The organism is Streptomyces sp. NPDC035033 (assembly GCF_040636735.1).
In the GTDB taxonomy this organism is placed as follows: Bacteria; Actinomycetota; Actinomycetes; order Streptomycetales; family Streptomycetaceae; genus Streptomyces.
The window spans coordinates 8,898-30,296 of record NZ_JBEZUZ010000095.1 but is presented as its reverse complement, the minus strand read 5'-3'; the positions used below and the strand labels follow the sequence as shown (position 1 = coordinate 30,296).

17 protein-coding genes are annotated in these 21,399 nt (G+C 77.7%); 8 read left to right on the top strand and 9 right to left on the bottom strand.

Annotated features, from left to right (window positions below; all coding sequences use genetic code 11):
- Nucleotides 1-85 precede the first annotated feature (85 nt).
- The 4 genes from AB0E83_RS29285 to AB0E83_RS29270 all read right to left on the bottom strand — a co-directional run bounded on the left by AB0E83_RS29285 (nucleotide 86) and on the right by AB0E83_RS29270 (nucleotide 4,354).
- A complete protein-coding gene (locus tag AB0E83_RS29285) occupies nucleotides 86-1,147 on the bottom strand; it encodes a lactonase family protein (protein ID WP_362118330.1) in 1,062 nt (353 codons plus the stop codon).
- A 97-nt stretch (nucleotides 1,148-1,244) separates the two neighbouring features.
- Nucleotides 1,245-2,756, bottom strand: coding sequence for an FUSC family protein (locus AB0E83_RS29280; protein ID WP_362118327.1), 1,512 nt, complete (start codon nucleotides 2,754-2,756; stop codon nucleotides 1,245-1,247).
- A gap of 259 nt (nucleotides 2,757-3,015) precedes the next feature.
- Nucleotides 3,016-3,642, bottom strand: coding sequence for an ankyrin repeat domain-containing protein (locus AB0E83_RS29275; RefSeq protein WP_362118324.1), 627 nt, complete (start codon nucleotides 3,640-3,642; stop codon nucleotides 3,016-3,018).
- 154 nt (nucleotides 3,643-3,796) lie between these two features.
- Nucleotides 3,797-4,354 carry a heme-binding protein gene (locus tag AB0E83_RS29270; protein WP_362118321.1) on the bottom strand — a complete coding sequence of 186 codons (558 nt, stop codon included), beginning with the start codon at nucleotides 4,352-4,354 and terminating at the stop codon, nucleotides 3,797-3,799.
- Between the two features lie 426 nt (nucleotides 4,355-4,780).
- Between AB0E83_RS29270 and AB0E83_RS29265 the strand changes: the two genes are divergently transcribed.
- Nucleotides 4,781-5,275, top strand: a complete 495-nt coding sequence (locus AB0E83_RS29265; RefSeq protein ID WP_362118318.1) for an Lrp/AsnC family transcriptional regulator — start codon at nucleotides 4,781-4,783, stop codon at nucleotides 5,273-5,275.
- A gap of 71 nt (nucleotides 5,276-5,346) precedes the next feature.
- Nucleotides 5,347-5,967: a DinB family protein gene (locus AB0E83_RS29260; RefSeq protein ID WP_362118315.1), complete on the top strand. Its 621-nt coding sequence runs from the start codon at nucleotides 5,347-5,349 to the stop codon at nucleotides 5,965-5,967.
- A gap of 54 nt (nucleotides 5,968-6,021) precedes the next feature.
- Here the strand turns inward: AB0E83_RS29260 and AB0E83_RS29255 are convergent, their stop codons facing one another.
- A complete protein-coding gene (locus tag AB0E83_RS29255) occupies nucleotides 6,022-8,199 on the bottom strand; it encodes a SpoIIE family protein phosphatase (RefSeq protein WP_362118313.1) in 2,178 nt (725 codons plus the stop codon).
- Nucleotides 8,200-8,330: 131 nt separating this feature from the next.
- Complete coding sequence (locus AB0E83_RS29250) at nucleotides 8,331-8,762, bottom strand: SSI family serine proteinase inhibitor (protein ID WP_362118310.1); 432 nt, start codon at nucleotides 8,760-8,762, stop codon at nucleotides 8,331-8,333.
- A 388-nt stretch (nucleotides 8,763-9,150) separates the two neighbouring features.
- Here AB0E83_RS29250 and AB0E83_RS29245 point away from each other — a divergent pair, with 388 nt between their 5' ends.
- The 6 genes from AB0E83_RS29245 (at nucleotide 9,151) to AB0E83_RS29220 (ending at nucleotide 19,472) form a co-directional block, all read left to right on the top strand.
- Nucleotides 9,151-10,791, top strand: a complete 1,641-nt coding sequence (locus AB0E83_RS29245; RefSeq protein WP_362118307.1) for an FAD-dependent monooxygenase — start codon at nucleotides 9,151-9,153, stop codon at nucleotides 10,789-10,791.
- A gap of 62 nt (nucleotides 10,792-10,853) precedes the next feature.
- On the top strand, nucleotides 10,854-12,467 hold the full coding sequence (locus AB0E83_RS29240; RefSeq protein ID WP_362118304.1) for an NAD(P)/FAD-dependent oxidoreductase: 1,614 nt from the start codon (nucleotides 10,854-10,856) through the stop codon (nucleotides 12,465-12,467).
- Nucleotides 12,464-15,703 (top strand): ferritin-like domain-containing protein, encoded by a 3,240-nt coding sequence (locus AB0E83_RS29235; protein WP_362118301.1) that lies wholly within the window; start codon nucleotides 12,464-12,466, stop codon nucleotides 15,701-15,703. The genes AB0E83_RS29240 and AB0E83_RS29235 overlap by 4 nt, the downstream gene beginning before the upstream one ends.
- Nucleotides 15,704-15,707: 4 nt before the next feature.
- A complete protein-coding gene (locus AB0E83_RS29230) occupies nucleotides 15,708-17,459 on the top strand; it encodes an FAD-dependent monooxygenase (RefSeq protein WP_362118298.1) in 1,752 nt (583 codons plus the stop codon).
- Nucleotides 17,459-18,739, top strand: a complete 1,281-nt coding sequence (locus AB0E83_RS29225) for a cytochrome P450 (protein WP_362118295.1) — start codon at nucleotides 17,459-17,461, stop codon at nucleotides 18,737-18,739. The genes AB0E83_RS29230 and AB0E83_RS29225 overlap by 1 nt, the downstream gene beginning before the upstream one ends.
- A 151-nt stretch (nucleotides 18,740-18,890) precedes the next feature.
- Nucleotides 18,891-19,472: an alkylhydroperoxidase gene (locus AB0E83_RS29220; protein ID WP_362118292.1), complete on the top strand. Its 582-nt coding sequence runs from the start codon at nucleotides 18,891-18,893 to the stop codon at nucleotides 19,470-19,472.
- Here the strand turns inward: AB0E83_RS29220 and AB0E83_RS29215 are convergent.
- The 3 genes from AB0E83_RS29215 to AB0E83_RS29205 all read right to left on the bottom strand — a co-directional run bounded on the left by AB0E83_RS29215 (nucleotide 19,469) and on the right by AB0E83_RS29205 (nucleotide 21,168).
- Nucleotides 19,469-19,987 carry a GNAT family N-acetyltransferase gene (locus tag AB0E83_RS29215; protein ID WP_362118289.1) on the bottom strand — a complete coding sequence of 173 codons (519 nt, stop codon included), beginning with the start codon at nucleotides 19,985-19,987 and terminating at the stop codon, nucleotides 19,469-19,471. The two genes, AB0E83_RS29220 and AB0E83_RS29215, sit on opposite strands and share 4 nt — an antisense overlap.
- Nucleotides 19,984-20,595 carry an isochorismatase family protein gene (locus AB0E83_RS29210; protein WP_362118286.1) on the bottom strand — a complete coding sequence of 204 codons (612 nt, stop codon included), beginning with the start codon at nucleotides 20,593-20,595 and terminating at the stop codon, nucleotides 19,984-19,986. Before AB0E83_RS29210 ends, AB0E83_RS29215 begins: the two co-directional genes overlap by 4 nt.
- A 180-nt stretch (nucleotides 20,596-20,775) precedes the next feature.
- Complete coding sequence (locus AB0E83_RS29205) at nucleotides 20,776-21,168, bottom strand: STAS domain-containing protein (RefSeq protein WP_362118283.1); 393 nt, start codon at nucleotides 21,166-21,168, stop codon at nucleotides 20,776-20,778.
- Between the last annotated feature and the right edge of the window lie 231 nt (nucleotides 21,169-21,399).

Here is a 21,399-nt window from a genome sequence, read left to right as displayed (position 1 = left end):
CGTGTCCGACCCCCACCTATCAGCGGTGCGCCCCGGGCCGGGCCCGCCGGGGGCGGCCCCCCTGCGCCCGTGCCCGGCCGCCCGCTCAGTCGAGGACGACGCAGGTGACCGCCGGGACCTCGACGGAGCCGGCGCGGACCGGGGTGCCGGTCTGCGGGTCGACGTCGAACCAGGTGACGTCGCCGGACCGCTCGTTCGCCGCGTACAGCCGCCGCCCGGACGGGTCGAGGGCCAGGTCGCGGGGCCACGCCCCGCCGCAGGAGACCGCGGTGGAGCGGATCGCCTCGTCGCCCGCCGGGGAGAGGACGAGGACGGCGATCGTGTCGGTGCCGCGCACCGCCACCCACAGGAACCGTCCGTCGGGCGCCACGACGACGGCGGAGGGGTACGCCGGCCCGGCGGCGCCCGTGGCGACGAGCGGGATCTCCGCCAGCGGCGTCAGCTCGCCGCACTCGGCGTCCCAGCGGCAGACGGTGACGGCGGGCTCCAGCTCGCCGACGACGTAGGCGTGGCCGCCCGCGGGGTGGAAGGCGAGGTGGCGGGGGCCGTAGCCGGGCCGCAGGACGGTCTCTTGGTGGAGGCGGAGGGCGCCGGTGGCCGGGTCGAGGGCGCAGACGCGCACGGAGTCCGTACCGAGGTCCACGCTGACCGTCCAGCGTCCGCCGGGGGCGGGCAGGACCTGGTGGGCGTGGGGCGAGGACTGCCGGTCGGCGACCGGGCCGCCGCCCTCGTGGTGGAGGACGGCGGTGGCGGGGCCGGGGGTGCCGTCGGCGGCCAGCGGCAGGACGCTGACGCTGCCGGAGGTGTAGTTGGCGGTGAGGAGGTGGCCGGCGGCGACGGCCAGGTGGGTGGGGCCGGAGCCGTCGACGGGGACGGGGGCGCCGAGCGGGCGCGGGGCGGGGCCGTCGGGGTCGAGGGCGGCGACGGCGCCCCGGTCGGTCTCGGAGACCGCGTACAGGACGCCGCCCGCGAGGGCGAGGTAGGAGGGGTCGGCGACGGCGTCGGTGCCGCCCGTCACGGTGAGGGCGCCGGTGGCCGGGTCGACGTCGGCGGCGAGCACCCCGCGGCCGCCGTTCGAGGTGAAGGAGCCGAGGTAGGCCCGTCCCCGGCCCGGCCCTCGCTGCTCTGTCCGGTCGATCCCGCCCACGGCGCCTCCCTGCCCCGGGCCGGTCACCGCGACCGGCCGTCTCGGGCCGACGTTAGCAGGCGGTCTAGACCAAGTTCGATCGGTCGGGCGTCCGGGCTCAGGAGCGGACGAGGAGGGAGCCGGGCCGGGTGCGCAGCGGCTCGTCGAGGGCGGCGAGCAGCCGCTCCAGGCCGCTGACGTGGCCGAGGGCGGCGGGGGCCGGGTGGGGCGCCGCCGCGGGCTCCGCGACGGGCCGGACCGGCGCGGCCTGCGGCGCACCGGGCGAGGTGAGCCGCTCGACGGCCGCCTCGACCCGCCAGCAGGCGGCGGCGAGCCGGGCGTCGTGGCTGGCGTCCGGGTCGGCCGCGACGGCCGCGAGGCCGCGCACCTCGGCGGCGCACTCGTCGAGCAGGGCGAGGACCCGGCGGGCCCGGGCCTTGCGCGCGCGGAAGGGGCTCAGCGGGTGGACGAGCGGGGCGAGGGAGAGCCGCACCCGGCCGAGGAGCAGGTCGAGCTCGGCGACGTGCGGGGTGGGGTCGGCCGACCCGTCGCCGGCGAGCCGCCGCTCGGAGGCGGCGGTCGCCGCGTGGACGGCGCGCAGGGCGCGCTGGATCCACGCCTCGTTGATGGCGTGGGTGGTGACCGGGAGGATCAGCAGGACGGCGAGGGCGGCGCAGACCGCGCCGACGACGGTCTCCTCCAGGCGCAGCACGAGCAGCGCCGGGTCGAGGACGCCGAGGAGCCCGTACAGCAGGCCGGCCATCACGGTGACCGCGAGCATCATCCAGCTGTAGGAGAGCGGCGCGGTGTAGAAGATCCCGAAGACGCAGACGGCCACCAGGAGGGCGGTGGGCAGCGGGGCGCCGTGCAGCGGGAGGGCGACGACCATGCCGACGGCGATGCCGAGGAGGGTGCCGAGGAAGCGGCGGAAGCCGCGGACCAGGGTCTCGCCGCGGGAGACGGTGTTCACGAAGATCCACCAGGTGGTGCCGACGGCCCAGTACCAGCGCTCCTCGGAGAGCACCTGGCCGATGCCGAGCGCCACCGCGCAGGCGGCGGTGGCCTGGATCGCCTGCCGGGTGGTGATCCGGGCGAGACCGGTGCCGGGCAGCGGGGCGGGGACCGCGGGCGGCGGGGTGCGCCGCTCGATCGGCCAGAGCGCGAAGCGCACCGCCCCGGCCGCCGCGAGGGCGATGCCCACGGCCGCGTACAGCTCGGGGAGCTGGGCGGGCACGGCGTGCAGGAACTGGGTGCTGAAGAAGTTCATGAAGGCGAAGATGCCGAGCGCGTGGCCGCGCGGGCCCCAGCGCCGGGCGTAGACGCCGCAGAGGACGACGAGGAGGAAGGCCGCGTCCCGGATCAGGGTGTGGTCGTGCAGCAGCGTGGCCAGCGCGAGGACCGGGAAGCCGGCGAGCGGCAGCAGCAGAGTGGTGACGGCCTGGCGGCGGACGGTGGCGTCGGCGACGGTGAACAGGGCGAGCAGCGCCGCCAGTCCGCCGGTGATCGACGCGGTCAGCGAGAAGCCGGCCAGCTCCGCGACGGCCACCGCGAGCGCGATGCCGAGCACGGCGCGCAGTCCGGTCCTGAGCCGGAGGAGCCCCGGATCCGGAGCCACGAACATCTTCCTCATGACGGTCGGCCGCCCCCTCGTCTTGCCGCTCGCCCGCCGTGCGCCCTGCCCCCGGGGTGGTGGGGCGCGCACGGACACGACGAAGGCGCCGCGGTCCGGGGCGGCCTCGTCGCCGTCCCGGCGCTGCGGCGCCGAAAGTACCTGGTGGACACAAGAGAAACACCGACCGGGCGCTTGGCTCAAATCAGCTCCGGAAGGCTGGGCCAATGGCCCGGTCTTCGCGCGTGGAACCGGTCCAGGTGTGGGCCGACGGACCAGCTCAGGTCAGGGTGGCCGGAGCGGCGGGGGCGTGCCGCAGCAGGGCGGCGAGCGCGGTGTGGCCGCGCCGCTCGGCGTGCTCCAGGGCGGTGGTGCCGTACGCGTCGGCGAGCCCGGGGTCGGCTCCGGCGGCGAGCAGCAGCGCGACGACCTTCTGGTGGGCGGGGCCGCCGTCGCCGAGGATGACCGCCTCCAGGAGCGCGGTCCAGCCGAGGTCGTTGACGTGGTCGACGTCGACGGGGGTCTCGCGCAGGACGGCCCGGACGTACGGGACGTGGCCGCGTTCGGCGGCGGGGATGAGACTGGTGCCGCCGAAGCGGTCGGTCAGCCGGAGGTCGGGGGCGGGGTCGGCGGCGAGCAGCACCCGCAGCATCGCCACGCTGCCGGTGGCTCCGGTGGCCAGCCAGGGGGTGTCGTACCGGGCGTCCCGGGCGTTGACGTCGGCGCCGGCGGCGACGAGCGCGCGGGCGGCCTCGACGTGGTCGCCGGCCACGGCGAGCAGCAGCGGGGAGCGCAGCTCCTCGTCCCGGGTCTCGGTCGGGGCGCCGTCGGCGAGCGCGGCGCGGACCCCGTCGGCGTCGCCCCGGCGGGCGGCGGCGAGGAGCCGGTGGTGGGGTGCGGCGGTCACGGCGGTCTCCTCTGGTTCGGGGGCGGGCGCGGAGGGCGCGGGAAGGAGGGGCGCCGGGGCCGCGCGCCGGACGGTGCGCACGGCCCCGGGGCGGGGGCCGGCGGCGTCCGGACGGGCGTGACCGGACGCCGCCGGGGCGAAAGGCCCCGCGGGGTTACTTCGCGAGGGCGTCGACGCCGGCCTGGGCGAACTTCTGGTCGAGGTCGCCGGAGGGGGCGCCCGCCACGCCGATGCCGGCGATGGGGGCGTTCTTCGAGGTGACGGGGGCGCCGCCGCCGAGGAAGAGGGTGCCGGGGATGTCCTTGAGGTTGGGGGCCTGCTCCAGGCGCTTGACCAGCTCGGTGGTGGGCGCGTTCCAGGAGACGGCGGTGTAGGCCTTCTTCTCGGCCGACTCGTAGGACTGCGGGCCGGCGCCGTCGCCGCGGAGGGTGACGATCGTGTTGCCGTTGCGGTCGACGACGGCGACGGAGACCCGCTGGTTCTCCTTCTCCGCGGCGTCGAGGGCGGCCTGCGCGGCCTTGGTGGCGGCGTCGATCGTCAGGTGGGTGCTGGTGGTGGTGTTCTTGTTCTTCGCGTCGGCCTTGACGACGGCGGCGGGGGCGGCGGCCGGGGTGGCGGCGTTCGCGGAGACCGCGCCGAAGGCGCCGGCGCCCAGGGCGACCAGGGCCGCGCCACCGGTCAGGACACGGGCGCGCTTCGAGATCTGCTTCATGGTCGGTCACTCCTCGGTGATCGGGCGGGGGACGGCGGGCCCGGCGGTCGCCGGGGTCCGGGAGAGCCGGGAGGCCGTCTCGCCGTCCCGCTCCGCACTCCATCCTGGGTGCGGTACGGGGCCCGCCCGGTCGGCCCGGCGGATGGCCGTGCGGCCCCGCCCGGCGGACCGGGGGGTCGGCCGATCGGACGACCCCGTCCCGGCCCGGGGTGCGGTACGCGCGCGTGGGGCCCGGGGGCCCGGCCGCGAGCATGCCGACCGCGCCGGTGGGTGCGGTACGCGCGCGTGGGGACCGCGGAACGCGCCCCTCGGGGGCGGCCGGTCCGCCGCTGGGTACAGTCGGGACCGTTCCGGCGGATCACCCCGCCGGGCGGACCATCACGCCGGGGCCGGCCCGCCCCGGCGGCACGGGGAGGCCGGCACGCCATGGCGGTGGACGAACTCGACACCCGCATCCTGCGGCTCCTGATCGAGCAGCCGCGCACCAGCGTGCGGGAGTACGCGCGGATCCTGGGCATCGCCCGGGGCACCGTACAGGCCCGCATCGACCGGCTCGAACGCGACGGGGTGATCACGGCCACCGGCCCGGTCCTCTCCCCCGCCGCGCTCGGGCACCCCGTGCTCGCCTTCGTGCACGTGGAGGTCACGCAGGGCCGGCTCGACGAGGTCGGCGACGCGCTCGCCGCCGTGCCGGAGATCGTCGAGGCGTTCTCCATCACCGGCGGGGGCGACCTGCTGACGCGGGTGGTGGCCCGGGACGCGGGCCACCTGGAGGACGTGATCCAGCGGCTGATCCGGCTGCCGGGGGTGGTCCGCACCCGCACCGAGATCGCGCTGCGCGAGCGGGTCGCGCACCGGATGCTGCCCCTGGTGGAGTCGATGGGCCGGGGCGCCGGCGAGCGGCGGGGCGGCGGCCGGTGAAACCCGGGTGCGCAGCGGACGGTGCCGTGGCAGGGTACCGGCGACCCGTCCCCGCGCATCGGAGCCGTCCCATGGCGACACCCGCCCGACTCGTCCCCCTCCTCGCCCAGTTCGACTTCGCCCGGCAGCGGCTGACGGACCGTCTGTCCGGCCCGGTGGTGGACAGCGGCAACGGCACCGACGTGCCGGTGGGGCCGCTGACCGACGACGAGTACCGGTGGGAGCCGGAGCCGGGCTGCTGGTCGGTGCGGCGGCGGGCCGACGGGCCCGGGCCGGCCGCCGCGCAGCTGAGCGGCGCCGGCGAGTGGGGCCGGGACACCGCTCCGTTCCCGCATCCCGTGCCGCCGCCGTTCACCACCCTCGCCTGGCGCCTCTCGCACCTCAGCGAGCTGCTCCTGCTCCGCGCCGACCACACGGCCGGCACCCGCTCGCTGACCCGCGACGACTACCGCGTGATCGGTGACGCGAAGTCGGCGGTCGCCGACTTCGACGCGGCCGCCGGGGCGTGGCGCTCGGCGCTGCTCTCCGTCGGCGACGAGGGGCTGGACACGGTCGGGCTGTGCACCTACCCGCACGGCGGCGACGCGGAGGAGCCGTTCCTGGAGATCGTGTGGTGGGTGAACCAGGAACTCCTGCACCACGGCGCCGAGATCGCCCTCCTGCGCGACCTGTACCGGATCCGCGCGGCCTGACGCCCGTCCCCGGGAGGACGGACCGGCGGCCGCGGGAGGGCCCGTACGGGGCGGTCAGGAGGTCGCACGGGCCAGGACGAGGGCCACGTCGTCCTGGGCCGGGCCCACGAGGAGCCGGGCCAGGACGCCGTCGCACACCTCCTCCAGCGGGCCGTCGGCCCTGCCCAGGGCGAGGCCGAGCTGACGCATCCCCTCGTCGAGGTCCCGGTCCCGGGCCTCGATCAGCCCGTCCGTGTACAGCACGAGCAACCCCCCGGGCGGCAGCGGGAGTTCCTCGGTGCCGAAGTCGTGCGCGCCGGTGCCGAGCGGGGTGCCCGGCGGCCCCTGGAGGAAGGAGACCGTCCCGTCGGGCGTGACCACGGCCGGCGGCAGGTGGCCGGCGCGGGCGATCGTCCAGGTGTGGCCGGCCGGGGAGTGCACGGCGTACAGGCAGGTCGCCATGGTGTCCTCGCCGAGGTCGGCGACGACGGCGTCGAGGGAGCGCAGCATCTCGGCGGGCGGGATGTCGTGGCGGGCCAGGGTCCGCACGGCGGTGCGGAGCTGGCCCATGACGGCGGCCGCGTGGATGCCGTGGCCCATCACGTCGCCGATGACGAGGCCGGTGCGGCCGCCGGGCAGCTCGATCACGTCGAACCAGTCGCCGCCGACGTCGTGCGCGCTCGCGGGGAGGTAGCGGCCGGTGAGTTCGAGGCCGGTGACGGCGGGCAGCGCGCTGTTGGTGAGGCTGCGCTGGAGGGCGAGGGCGGCGGCGCGCTGGGTGGTGTAGAGGCGGGCGTTGTCGATGTTGAGCGCGGCCCGGGCGACGACCTCGTCGATGAGCACCGCGTCCTGGTCGTCGAAGGGTTCGCGGGTCTTGAGGCGGGTGACGGTGACGGCGCCGAGGACCTGTCCGCGGGCGACCAGCGGCACGGTGCGGGCGGAGCCGAAGCGGGTCGACAGGTACGCGCGCAGCGACTCGGCGGCCTTGCCGGGGAAGAGGACCGGGATGTCGGCGTCGCCGAGGAAGGTGGGCCGTCCGGCGAGGACGAGCCGCTCGTACGCGGAGCCGGCCGGCAGCTGGAAGGTCTGGCCGGGTCCGAGCAGCGGGCTGGGCGGCACCGGTTCGGGGAAGACGGCGGCGATGCGGCGCAGCACGCCCCGGGAGGAGGCGGCCGGGTCGTCGGGTTCCAGGACGGCTTCCAGCATCTGCACGTCGGCGGAGTCGCAGAGCTGCGGCACGAGGAAGCGGACCACCTCCTCGGCGGTCTGCCGCAGGTCGAGGGTGGTGCCGATGCGCGCGCCGGCCTCGGAGAGGAGCGCGAAGCGGTGCCGGGCCCGTTCGACCTCGGTGTGCGCCTCCTGGCTCTCGGTGATGTCGACGAGGGAGGCGATGATGCCGAGGGGGCGGCCGGTCCGGCCGGGGTCGGCGGCGCCGTCGGCACGGCCGGGAAGGGGGCCGTCGGCGTGACCGTCGACGTGGCCGGGCAGAGGGCCGGGGGCGGTGGTCCCGGCCGGGCCGGGGCGGGTGCCGCGGTCGATCAGGGGCGCGTAGGAGCAGGACCAGATGTGGTCGCGTCCGGGGTCGGCGGGGGTGCGCCCGACCCGGCGGGCGTCGATGACGGGCGTGCGGGAGACGAGGACCTGCCGCATCAGGCCCTCCAGGGCGGCGGTGTTGACGCCGGGCACGACCTCGGTGAGGCGGCGGCCGACGTGTTCGGCGGCGCTGACGCCGTTCATCCGGGCGAGGGCGTCGTTGACGCGCAGGAAGCGCAGGTCGGGGCCGAGCAGGGCGAGCCCTATGGGGGACTGGGTGAAGAGGCTCTCCATGGCGGCGAGGTTCTCCCGCATCCGCAGGACCTCGGAGGTCTCCACGGCGATGAGCATGGCGCCGGGCCGGCCGGTGGGGTCGGCGGCGGGCACGATCCACATCTCCATGGGGACCGTGTGCCCGTCGCGGTGGCGGACCGGGAGGGTGCCGACCATGGTCTCGCCGGCCTGGACGCGGCGGGTGAGCCGTTCGGCGAGCTCCCGGTTGGCGTCGGGCACGAGGAGCGGGGCGGCGGGGAGGCCGAGGACGTGCTCGGGGCGGTGGCCGAGGAGGTCCTGCGCGGCGAGCGACCACTCGACGATGCGCCCCTCGGCGTCCTCGCGCCACAGGGCGATCGGGAGCAGTTCCCGGAGCACGCCCGCGTCCCCGACGGCCGCTCGCGGCGGCTGCGGAACCCTGCTCGGTGACGACTGATGAGCGTCCACGCATCGACCTACGCATCGGCCTGGCCCCGGGGGGCAATCCCTACCGAATCACCCTAGCCGAGGTGCCGTCGCCGGGCCCCCGCGCCGCATCCGTTCGGCGGGGCGCGGGGTGCCCGGGGGTCGTCTCGCGGTCAGAAGGCGAAGACGGCGCCGGTGCGGGCGTTCAGTTCGCAGGTGTTGCCGTACGTGCGGGAGAAGGAGACCGGGCGGCCGCGCCAGACGCCCTCGGCGCGGACCTCGACGGGGTCGTAAAGGAGGACGCACGCGGTGTCGGAGTCGCGCTCGACGCGCCCCCGGGAGGCGTCGAGGTCCGCGCAGGCGGCCCGGGCGCGGGGGTGGTCGCCGCCGGGCGGGTCGCAGTGGAGGGTGACGGTCCGCGAGGCGGACGCGGGGGCGGCGGCGCCGTCGGGCGTCGGGGCGGTGGTGGCGGGGCCGGGGCCGGTGACGGTGAGCCGGAGGGCCGCGCCGGCGGGGACCGCCGGGGCGTCGGCCGTGGAGGCCGGGGCGGCGGGGGCGGCGAGCAGGAGGGCGGCCAGCACGGCGACGGGGGTGTGCGCGTTCATGCCCGGCCAACGAGCCCCGGCACCGGTGGTCACCACGGGGCCCGCGGGGCGGGGTGCGGCGACCGCGGCGAGGACTCGCCACGCCGCGGGGCGGCCGGACGGCGTGAAGTCGCCGCGCCGGGCGCCCGCCGGGCGGAGCGGACCGCGCGGCGCAATGGCCGGTTCCGGCAGGTCGGCGGGGGCCGGGCCGTGGCGCGCCCGGCCTCCCGGGGGTTCCCGTCACGGGACGGACGGCCGGATTCCACCTTCCTCACCCAAACGGCCCATCAGATGCACGGGGAGTGATCGCCGCTGGTCGCGTGCGTCTGGCGCCCCTCCGCACGCCCTGGTGGAGGTGATCTTCCGGAGCGCACCCTGGTCCACGGGAACGCGAACGGGAGGGTGGCGGGTGGAGCGGGACAGGGACGGGGAGACGGACGGCGGCGCCGACGTCTGCGTGGTGGGGGCCGGGCCGGTGGGGCTGACGCTCGCGATCGGACTGCGCCGGCTCGGCCTGGGGGTCCGGATCGTCGACCGGGCGCCGGAGACGAAGCGGGAGGCCCGCGCGCTGGTGCTGTGGGCGCGGGCCCGGGAGGCGCTGGAGGCGCTGGGCGTCGGCGCGGTCCTGGACGCGCACGGGGTGGAGCTGGCCGCGGTGACCGTGCACGCCCGCGGCCAGCCCCTGGGCGAGCTCACCACCGGCTGGACGCGCTCCGCCTTCGCCCGCCCGCTCAACATCGAGCAGCACGTCATCGAACGCCTGCTGGCCCAGGAGCTGGCCCGGCTCGGCACCCGCGTCGAGTGGAACACCGAGCTCACGGACGTGAAGGCGCACGACGACCGGGCCGAGTTCACCCTGCGGCACGCGGACGGCCGCGTCGAGTCGGGCGCCGCGTCCTGGATCGTGGGCTGCGAGGGCACCCGCAGCGTGGTCCGGGACCGGCTCGGGATCCCGTTCGAGGGCCACCGCCGCACCGGGCTCCAGGTCGTGCAGGGCAACGCCCGGCCGACCTGGCCGCTCGGCGAGCGGCCGGGCCTCGGACACATCTTCCTCGCCCCGCACCGGGCGCTGCTGGTCTTCCCGCTGCCCGACGGCGGCTACCGGTTCTTCTGCTTCCGCGACGACCCCGACCCGTCGCTCGGCGCCGCCCCCACCCTCGACGAGCTGCGCGACCTGGTCGCGGAGACCGCCCGGATGCCCGGCCTGCGGCTCTCCCCCGCCCCGTCCCGGTGGCTGAACCGGGCCCGGTTCAGCGACCGGGTCGCGGCCCGGCTGCGCAGCGGGCGCGGTCTGCTCGCCGGGGACGCCGCCCACGCGTGGGCCCCGGTCGGCGGGCACGGCATGAACGTGGGGGTGCTCGGCGCCCACAACCTCGCCTGGAAGCTCGCCGCCGTGCACCGGGGCGAGGCCGGGGAGGCGCTGCTCGACACGTACGGGGCGGAACAGCGGCTCCTGGCGCGGCGGTACATCCGGGAGATGCGGTTCAACTTCATGGAGCTGCCGCTGCCGCCGCTCGGCCACCGGGCCTTCACCGCGGTGGTGCCCGCCGCGCTGGCCCGGGCCGGTTTCCAGCGGCGGCTCGACCTGCGGCTGAGCGATCTGCGGCGGCACCACCGCGACAGCCCGCTCTCCGCGCACGTGCCCGGGCCCGGCCGGGGCTCGGGCGTGCGGGCCGGCGACCGGATGCCGGACGTCCCGGTGGTCCCGGCGGAGCCCGGGCCCGGTGCCGGGGGCCCCGGGGAGGCGGTGCGGCTGCACCGGCTGCTGTCGTACGGGACGTGGACGCTGGTGGTGCACACGGCCCGCGCCGACTCCGTCACCCGCGGGGCGCTGCGCGCGGCCTGCGCCGCCGTCCCCGTCCCCGTGCGGCTGCTGCCCGTGACGCCCGCCGACCGGATCGCGGCCGCGGCCCTCGGGGATCCGGCGGAGCTGCGGCTGGTGCGGCCCGACGGGTACGTGGGGCTGGTCGCCCCGCTGGGCCGCGCGGACCGGCTGCGGGAGTACCTGGCGGCGCTCGCCGCCGGCGCGAGACCCGTCTCCCGGCCCTGAGGCCGCCCCGCCCCACGCCCGTCCCTGCCGTGCGCACCGAACCGATCGGGAGTCGGATCCCCATGTCCACCAGCCCCGCCGCCGTCCCGCCGCCCCGTGGGGCGCGGTCCTCCCCGTCCCCTCGGCCCCTCCAGCCGCTCCGTGTCCCCTCCGCCCGCCGGCGGCCGTGCGCCACGGGCACGGTGACCGTGGTCGGCGCCGGGATGGCGGGGCTCGTCGCCGCCTACGAGCTGGAGCGGCTCGGCTTCCGCGTCGAGGTCCTGGAGGGGAGCCTGCGGCTCGGCGGGCGGATCCGCACCCACCGCTTCGGGGCGCAGGAGGGCGCCCCGTTCGTGGAGCTGGGCGCGATGCGGATCCCCGCCGCGCACCACCGGACCATGGGGTACGTCGCCCACCTCGGCCTCGCGGACCAGGTGCGCCCCTTCCGCACGCTGCTGTCGGAGGAGAACGCCTTCCTGGCGACCGGCGGCGGGCACGTGCGGCTGCGGGACGCGCCGCGCGCCCTGGTGGCCGAGGTGCGGTCCTCGCTCGGCCTCGCCGGGTACCGCGAGGAGACGGTGGTGTTCGGCGCCTGGCTGGCGGCGGTCGTCGACGCCGTCGCCCCGCCCGCGCTGCGGGACGGGCTCCGCGCCGATCTGGGCGGGCGGCTGCTCGGTCTGGTGGACCGGATCGATCTGACGCCCCATCTGCGGGGCGGCGGCAAGGACCGGATCGACGTGCACGGCCTGTTCGCGGCCCACCCGGGGATCCGGGCCGGCTGCGGCGGCCGGCTCGACGGTTTCCTCGACGACATCCTGACCGAGACGAGCCCCCGGCTGGTGCGGCTCGCCTGCGGCATGGACCAGCTCGTCCAGCGGCTCGCCGCCCGGATCCGGGGGCCGATCTGGCTCGGCCAGCGCGCGACCGGTTTCGCGGTCGCCGCCGACCACGTGCGCGTGCGGCTCGGCGAGGGCGCGGGGGCACGGGTCCGGCGCTGCGACTACGTGCTGTGCACGGTGCCGTTCTCGATGCTGCGCACGCTGCCGCTGGCCGGTTTCGACGACGACAAGCTCTCCGTGGTCCGCGAGGTCGTCTACTGCCCGGCCACCAAGGTCGCCGTGCACTGCCGGGAGCCCTTCTGGGAGCGGGAGGGCATCCGGGGCGGTGCCTCGTTCAGCGGCGGCCGGATCCGGCAGACGTACTACCCGACGTCCGCGTCGGCCGGGGACGGGGAGGCGGAGGCGGCGGACCCCGCGCTGGGCGCGGCCCTGCTCGCCAGCTACACGATCGGCGAGGACGCCGACGTGCTCGGCGGGATGCCGGAGGCCGCGCGGCACCGGGCCGTCGTCGAGGAGCTGGGCCGGATGCATCCGCAGCTGCTGCGGCGCGGCATGGTCCGGGGGGTCGCGAGCCTGGCCTGGGGCGGGCACCGGTGGACGCGGGGCGGCTGCACGATCCGCTGGGGCGCGGACCCGGCGGAGCGGGAGGAGCAGCGGCTGCGGGCGCTGCGTCCGCAGGGCCGGATGTACTTCGCCGGGGAGCACTGCGCGACCGAACCGGCGTGGATCGAGGGGGCGGTGGAGTCGGCCCTGGAGGCGGTGGAGCTGATCGTCCGGCACGACCGCCGGTGCGACGGGCCGGACCGGGGCGGGGCGTGGCGGGGCGCGGCGGCGCCGGCCGGGCTGGAGGCGGCGTGAGCGTCTTCGACCTGCCCCGGGTGTACTTCGGGGGCACGGCGCTGACCCGGCTGCCCACCGGTCCGCGGTCGGGCCTCGTGGACCTGGCGGGGAACACGGCGCTGCGCGGCGCGGACGGGGCCGCCCCGCCGGTGCCGTTCGGGGTCGCGGGCCCGGCGGCGGCCTACCACGCGCACCTGGCGGAACGGGGCGCGCGGGGCGGGCACTTCTCCGGCAACGGGCACCTGGTGTGGGAGGCGCGGGTCACCGGGGTGGAGCGGACGGCGGGGGCCGTCGACCGCTCGGATCCGCTGGTGGGCCGGTCGGTGGACCTGTGGGGCCATCACAACCCCTATCTGGGGACGACGGTGAACCGGGCGCGGGTCTTCGACGTCGACCCGGCGTCCGCGTGGACGACGACGCTGATGGGCGGCCGGTTCGCGTTCGGGCGGGACGGCCGGTCGCACGACGCCGGCTACGCCTGCCTGGGCGGCCTGAGCGGTTTCATGCCGCCGCGCTGGCAGGGCTTCCGGCCGGTGGCGCGGGCGCTCCACCAGTGCGTGGCGGGGGCGGACGACGGGCTCGACTGGCCGGCCGGCGCGGTGGACTCCCCCGCCGTACGGGCGCTGCGCGCGGCCGTGGCGGAGCGGGACGGCGGGGCGCTCCTGGTCCAGTTCGTCCTGGAGGCCGACGAGGCCGGCGAGGACGGCGGGACCGGCGAGGGCGCCGGGCCGGCAGGGGAGGCGGCGGGGACGCCGGGGGCCGGAGACGCTCCGCAGCGCTGGCGGCTGCGGGGGGTCGTGGCACCGTGGAGCCCGGGGGAGCCGCGCAGCCATCCGGCGGGCCGGTTCCTCGTCCCGTACGGGGCGGACGGCGGCGGGCCGGGCGGTCCGGGGCCGTGCACGGTGCTGGTCGGCCCCGAGGGGGTGTGCGTCAACGAGCCGTACGCGCGCGTGGGGGCGGACGGGGCCGGGTCCGCGCTGGAGGTGCGCACGGCGGGGTCGGGGCTGACGGTCGCGGTGCTGCCCGGGGAGTTCCGCGGCGGGGCGGTGGCGACGGTGCCGCCCGTCTCGGAGGAGGCGGTGCGCCGGGCCGGGGCCGAGGGGCTCGTGGTGGTGCGGGCCGGCGGGGGCGGCGGCGCGGACCGGGTGGTGCTGCGGGAGCGGGAGGCCGTGGTGGTCACCGACGAGGCCGCGCTGATCCTGGACCATCCGGACGCCGAGCGGGGCGACGAGCACGCCGTCGAGGTGCCGGTGCGGAGCTTCCTGCGCGGCAGGCCCGCCGCGTTCGGAGCGGTGGAGGTGCGCCAGTACCCCAACCCGCGTGCCCTGCCGCTGGATCCGGCGGCGTCGGGCCCGTCGGCCCGGACCGGTGACGTCGAGGTCGTGCGGCTCCGGGCCGGGCGGACGACCGGCCGGAAGGCCGGTGAGCCGGGGGCGGGCGGGGCCGGGTGCCGGCTGGCCACCGACGCGGAGGGGCGCGGCTGGTTCACGGTCTCCGGGGCCCGGCCGGGCACGGCCCGGCTGCTGTTCGCGACGGGGCCCGGGGACCTGCCGCCGGCCGATCCGGCGGCGCCCGGCTCGGCGGCCGGCTGCTACGACCACGACGACGCGCTCGGCTTCTGGGCGTGGGCGGGCGGCGCCGCCGTGCGGGTGCTGCCCGACGACTGGCACCTGGACGCCGTCCTGCCGTCCGAGGTCGGCTTCGACCTGCTGTACCGCGAGGTGTTCGCGTACTACGAGCAGTTGTTCCCGTTCATGCGGGACGAGGTGTTCAGCCTGGAGGACCGCTGCAAGGTGGAGACGTACGCGAAGCTCGTCTGGCAGATGTGCGACCCGGCGAACAAGGACCGCACCTACTACATGCCGCCGACGCGGGACCTGTCCCTGCCCAAGGCGCGGCTCCTCCTCGCCTATCTGCGGTCCCGGGGCGCGGCGGCGGCCCGGCCGCACGCCCCGGCGGCACCGGCGCCGCGCCGCGCGGCGGAGCCGCGCATCACCACCCGGGCCCAGTTGCGCGCCGCGCTGTGGCAGGCGGTCACGGTGGAGCTGGCGACCTCGCTCCAGTACCTCTACGCGGGCTGGACGGTCCCGACGCACGGCACCGGTTTCGCGTACGTCCGCAGCGGGGTGTGGACGCCCCGGCAGCTCCGGCTGGCCTGCGGCGACGGCGGGGAGACCCTGGCGAAGGGGATCCGGGACAGCCTCCTCGACGTGGCCCGCGAGGAGATGGTCCACTTCCTGGTCGTCAACAACGTCCTGATGGCGATGGGCGAGCCCTTCCACGTGCCGGCGATCGACTTCGGGACGCCGGGGCGGCTGCCGCTGCCGCTGGACTTCGCCCTGGAGCCGCTGCACCTGGGCAGCCTCCAGCGGTTCATCGCGATCGAGCGGCCGGAGCGGCTCGCGGGCGGCACGGCCGGGTCGGGCCGGCGGGCCGGCGGTGCGCGCGCGGGGGCGCCGTTCGGGTCGCCGAGCGAGCTGTACGCGGCGATCCGGGACGGGCTGACCCGGGTGCCCGACCTGTTCCCGGTGGAGCGGGGGCGGGGCGGCGGCGAGCACCACCTCTTCCTGGGCGCGGCCGTCGACTCCCGGCACCCGGACTACCAGTTGGAGGTGGACGACCTGTCGAGCGCGCTGTTCGCGATCGACGTCGTCACCGAGCAGGGCGAGGGCGGGGTCCTCGACGCGCCGGGGGACGGCGGGCCGTCGCACCACGAGACCTTCGTGCGGCTCTCCGAACTCCTCATGACCGAGCGGGCCGACGGGCCCCGGGGGCAGGGGGCGCCGTGGGAGCCCGCCCATCCGGCCCTGCGGAACCCGACGGCCGATCCCGCCCATCCGGGCCGCGCCGCGGTCCTCGACGCGCACGCCCGCCAGGTGCTGCGGCTGTTCAACCGCAGCTACTTCCTGATGCTCCAGCTGATGGTCCAGCACTTCGGGGAGAGCCCGGACGCCAGTCTGCGCCGGTCCCGGCTGATGAACGCGTCGATCGACGTGATGACCGGGATGATGCGGCCGCTCGCCGAGCTCCTCGTCACCCTCGACTCGGGGTGGCGGGGGCGGACGGCGGGCCCCTCCTTCGAACTGGAGGAGCCGCCGGTGCACATCGCCCGGCCGGACGTGGCCCGGCGCGGGTTCGCGATGCGCTTCCGGCACCTGGCGGCGATGGCCCGGGAGTGCCCGGGCGTCCCGGACCGGGTGCCGGAGCTGATGGCCTGGTACGCGGAGTACTTCGCCGCGGAGGGGAGGGGTTGAGCCGATGACGGTGACGAGGCGGCCGGCGGACGGGTGGCCCCCGGCGGGGCCGGGCGGGCCGGTGGACGCGCGGGCGGGCGGCCCGGTCGAGGAGACGGAGGTCCTGGTCGTGGGCGGGGGGCCGGTGGGGCTCGCGCTCGGCCTCGACCTGGCCCTGCGGGGCGTCGGTTTCGTGCTGGTGGAGGCCGGGGACGGCCGGATCACCCACCCCAAGGTGTCGACGGTGGGGCCGCGCGCGATGGAGCTGTTCCGCCGCTGGGGCGTGGCGGACGCGATCCGGGCCGCGGGCTGGCCGCCCGGACACACCCGGGACGTGGCGTGGGTGACGGCGGTCGGCGGACACGAGCTGCACCGGCTGCGGTTCGCCCCCGCCGGGGAGCGGCCCCTCCCGGCGTACACGCCGGAGCCCGAGGCGATCTGCCCCCAGCACTGGCTGGTGCCGCTGCTCCTGGAGCGGCTGGGCGTGCGGCCGGAGGGGCCGGTGCGGCTCGGCACCCGGCTCACCGGGTTCGTCCGGGAGGCCGACGGGGTGCGGGCCGCGCTGACGGACGCGGCGGGGGCGCGCACGTCGGTGCGCGCCCGGTACCTCGTGGGCTGCGACGGGGCGGCCTCGCCGGTCCGGAAGGCGTGCGGGATCGCCGCGCCGGAGCGGCACGCCACCCGCACCCTGCGGAACGTCCTCTTCCGGGCGCCGGACCTCGCGGACCGGCTCGGCGCGCGGGCGGCCCTCGTCCACTTCGTGACCGAGCCGGGCGGGCTGCGCTATCCGCTGCGGGCGATGGACGGCCGGGGCCTGTACCGGCTGACCTGCCCGCCGGGGCCCGCCGACGCCCTGCGGGTGGTCCGCCGGGCCCTCGCCGTGGACGTGCCGGTGGAGGTGGTGTCGGACACGGAGTGGCACCTCACCCACCGGGTCGCCGCCCGCTACCGCGACGGCCGGGTGCTGCTGGCGGGCGACGCCGCGCACACCCTCTCGCCCTCGGGCGGCTTCGGACTCGCCACCGGCATCGGCGACGCGGCCGACCTGGGCTGGAAGCTCGCCGCAGAACTGGCCGGCTGGGCCGGGCCGGGGCTGCTCGACACGTACGGGAGCGAGCGCCGCCCGGTCGCCCTCGCCGGCCTGGAGGAGAGCCACCGCAATCTGCGCCGCACCCTGGACCGGCGGCTGTCGGCGGCGCTCCTGGAGGACTCGCCGCGCGGCGAGGAGGCCCGCGCGGCCCTCGGGCGGCAGATCGCCGCGTCGGCCCCCCGGCGCGAGTTCGACGCCCCGGACGCCCACTTCTCCCACCGCTACCGGTCGCCGGTGATCGCGGAGGAGAAGGCGGGGGACGCGGGTCCGGAGGCGGGGGCGGGTCCCGAGCCGGACGGGCCGGTGTGGAACCGCACGGCCGTGCCCGGCGGGCGCGCCCCGCACGCGTGGCTGGCGCCCGGGCGGTCCACGCTGGACCTGTTCGACCGGGCGTTCACCCTGCTCCGCCTGGGACCTGACGGCCCGGAGGGGGTGGACGGGACGGAACGGGCCTTCGCCGAGCGGCGGGTGCCGCTCCGCGTGGAGCGCGTCCGCGCGCAGGAGGCGGTGCGGCGGTACGGGCATCCGTTCGTGCTGGTCCGCCCGGACGGCCACGTCGCCTGGCGGGGGCACCGTCCGCCCGCCGACCCCGGCGGCCTCGCCGACCTCGTGCGCGGCGCCGGGTCCCGGCCGGCGTCCGGGGCGGACAGCGGCCCGGGCGGGGCGCGGCCGGAAGGGAGCGGGTGATGGGCGCGGGCACCCTGCCGCTGTTCGATCCGGCGCGGCTCGACCTGGCCGATCCGTACCCGGTCTACCGGCGCTACCGCGAGCGGGACCCCGTCCACGCGACGCCCCCGCCCGGCGGCCCGGGCGGCACGGACGGGCGCGGGGCCGGGTCCACCGCCTGGTACCTCTTCCGGTACGCGGAGGTGGCGGGGGTGCTGGCGGGGCGCGCCTACCGGCGGCGGTCGCCGCTGAGTGGGCGGGCGGCGCCGGTCCCGGAGGGGTACGAGACGCTGCGCCGGGTCGTGGAGAACTGGCTGGTCTTCCTCGATCCGCCCCGGCACACCCGGCTGCGGGCCCGGGTGGGTCCGCCGCTCGGGCCGGCCGCCGTCGCGGGCCTGCGGCCGGCCGTGCGGGCGATCGCCGAGGAGCTGGCCGCCCCGCTCGCCGCCCGGCCGGCCGTCGATCTGGTCCAGGGCTTCGCGGCGCCGTTCCCGCTGCTCGTCATGGCGCGGGTGCTCGGGGTGGAGGCGCGGCGGTGGCCGTGGTTCCGGGAGCGGGCGCTGGCGCTCCAGGAGGCGGGCGGCACCCGGGGCGACCGCTCGCCCGCGGGGCTGGCCCGCGCCGACCGGGCGGCGGGCGAGCTGGAGCGGTACTTCACGGCGGGGCTGGCGGCCCGGGGGGCCGCCGGCGGGGAGCCGCGCGACCTGATGGGGGCGCTCGCGCGGGCCGCGCGGGAGGATCCCTCGCTGACGGCCAGCGTCCTCGCGTCGACCTGCGTCCACCTGCTGACGGCGGGGCACGAGACGACCACGGGCCTCCTCGGGAAGGCGGTCCTCGCCCTCCTCGCGCGGCCCGGCACCGCGGCCGAACTCCGCGCGGACCCGGGCCTGCTGGCGGGCGCGGTGGACGAGTTCCTGCGCTTCGACCCGCCGGTCCAGATGGTGACCCGCTGGGCGTGGCGGGACACGGAGCTCGGCGGGCGGGAGATACGGCGCGGGGACCGGCTGGTGGCGGTCCTCGGCTCGGCCCACCGGGACCCCGCGCGCTTCCCCGACCCGGACCTCCTCGACGTCCGCCGGGCCCCGGGCCGGCACTGCGCCTTCGGCCTGGGGATCCACTACTGCGCGGGGGCGGCGCTCGCCCGTCTGGAGGCGGAGACGGGGCTCGCGGTGCTGCTGGACCGGCTGCCCCCGCTCCGGCCGGACGCCCGCCCGCTCGTCGAGGTGGAGTACGCCCCCGACTGGGTCTTCCACGGCCCGTCCCGCCTGGTGCTGCGGACCGGGGACACGCGGGCCGCGTGAGGACGGCGACCCGGCGCCTCCGCGGAGCGGGAACGGCCTCCGGACGGGAACGGCCTCCGGACGGGGGCGCCCTCCTGGCGGGAACGATCTCCCCCCACCCCCCGTTATACCCCCCGAGGGTATCCGTCACGGATGCGACGAGGAGGAACGCATGACCACGACCAGCACCCCCGCCCGCCGTCTGCCGGCGCTCACCCCCGACCAGGCCCAGGGCCGGGCCCGCGAACTGCTCGCGGACATCGTCGAACGGCACGGGTCGGCGGGCGAGATGGTCTCCACGATGGCCAACTCGCCCGCGATGATCGAGGGTTACCTGAGCCTGTCCCGCGCGATGAAGCGGGTGAAGATCCCGCGCGCGCTGAGCGAGAAGCTGTCGCTGGCCGTCCAGGAGTGGATCGGCTGCGGGACCTGCCGCGCGGCGCACGAGTCCGCCGGACGGGCGGCCGGGCTGAGCGAGTCCGACATCGCCCTGGCCCGCCAGGGCACCTCCACCGACCCGCGCGAGGCCGCCCTCATCGCCCTCGCCCTCAAGGTCCTCGCCGAACCGGGCGCGCTCGACGACGCGGACGTCGCCGAGGTGCGGGCGCACGGCTGGAGCGACCGGGTGATCGCCGAGGTGGTCGGCGTGGTCGGCCTCAACCTGCTCACCGGCGCCTTCAACCTCCTCGCCGGCATCCAGCCGGGCACCGGCGGGGAGACGGGCGGGGAGTCGGACGGGGCGGACGAGTCCTAGGCGGACGCGGGCAGTTCCTTCTCCATCAGGGTGAAGGACTTCGCCGGGCCGCCCGGCTGCGGCTTGCCGTCCTTGTGGCCGACGACGCGGTAGCCGGCCCGCCGGTAGTAGGCGGTGAGCTTCGGGTTGGCGGCCAGGCAGTCCAGCCGTACGCGGGTCCGGCCGGCGGCCGCCACCCGGTCCTCGGCGGCGGCCAGCAGCAGCCGGCCGGTGCCGGGCGGGGCCGCGCGGTCCGTCATGAGCCGGTGGACGTAGCCGGCGACGGGCGGCTGGGGTCCCCAGGCGCTCTCGTCCTCCCACCACAGCTCCCAGGCGCCGGCGACGCGCCCGGCGTCCTCCGCGAGCCAGACCTCGCCGTGCCGCAGCACCCGGCGGAAGTGGTCCTCGTCCAGCTCCCCCGGCCGCCACTGGCCGGTGATCCCCCGGGCCAGCATCCAGCGGGCCGCGTCGTCGCGGAGCCGTACGAGGCCGGCGAGGTCGGCCTCGCCGGCCGGGCGGAGGCGCAGTCCGGTCACGCCGCCGCTCCTTCCGGGGTCCCGGGAGCCGGCACCGGGGCGGTGAAGGCGACGGCGGCGGCCGGGACCGTGACCTCCGCGTCGGAGCCCAGGGCGTAGGCGGCGACCCGGGAGACCACCGCCGCCGGGACGGCGTCGGCGACGCCGGGGACGGCCGGGCAGTCCTGGGTTGCGTGGGCGTCGTACGGGACCACGACCCGGTAGCCGCGCGCCAGGGCCGTACGGGCGGTGGCCTGGACGCACATCTCCGACATCACCCCGCAGACGGCGAGGGCCCGGGCGCCCCGCCCGGCGAGCACCGCGCCGAGCCCGGTCTCCCGGAAGCCGTCGTCGTGCGGCTTGCGGATCACGATCTCGGCCGGGCCGGGCACGACCGGGTGGTGCAACTCCCAGCCCGGGGTGTGGGGTTCGTCCTCCGCGCCGGGCGGCCCGTCGTTCTGGAGGTGGACGACGAGCGCGCCGGCGGCGCGGGCGCGGGCGATCAGCGCGGCGGTGCGGTCGACGAGCCGGGCGGCGTCGGGGACGGCGCCGCCGCCGGTGACGAAGGCGGACTGGACGTCGACGACGACGAGCGTGTCCACGGGCGGAAGGGCGGTCGGTGTGGTCATCCGGCCATCATCACGCGCCCGCCCCCGGCCGCTCCACGGGTTTCCGCTCCGGACCGCTCCCCGCCTCGGCCCTCACGTCGTACGGGGCGGCCTCGCCCGGCTCGCCGGTGGCGCCGAGGAGGGGGAAGGAGGGCGCGGCCGACCGGTCTTCGGAGAGGGGGCCGGCCGTCTCGCGGGGCCTCAGACGGGGTGCTCCGCCCGGGCGCGGGGACCGGAGGGCAGCGGCGGCGCGGGCAGCGGGCGCAGCGCGGGCCCGGGCCGGAGCAGCTCGTCGAGGCCGGTGAGCCGGACCAGGCGGAGGATCCACGGCTGGTCGCAGACGAGCTGCCAGGGCGCCCCGCGCTCGCGGGCGCCGCGGGCGCAGTGGGCGAGCAGGCCGAGGCCGGTGGCGTCGCAGAAGCCGAGCGGGCGGATGTCGACGGCGAGGGCGTCGGCCTCGCGGACGAGGGCGTCGAGCTCGGGCCGCAGGTGGCGGACGAGGACGAGGTCGAGTTCGCCGCGGAGGACGGCGACGGTCAGCGCGCCGGCCGAGCGGACGGTGAGGTACGGGTCGTGACGGGGGATCAGCTGCATCGGACGCTCCACAGGGTGGGTCCAAGTGTCACGTCGAGCGTGGCCGGAGGGCCGGCGGGAGGGACGTTTCACCTCGGCCTCAGTCACCTGATCCGGTGAATGCGCGGCGCGGGGTTTGCCGGACAGGCGCGCGACGGGGCCGGGCCGGCCGTGCGCCCCGGGGAGGCCCTGGTGGAGGAAGCTCCGCAGGTCGGAGGAGAGTCTCGACATCTGCTCGCCTGCTTCGAGGGT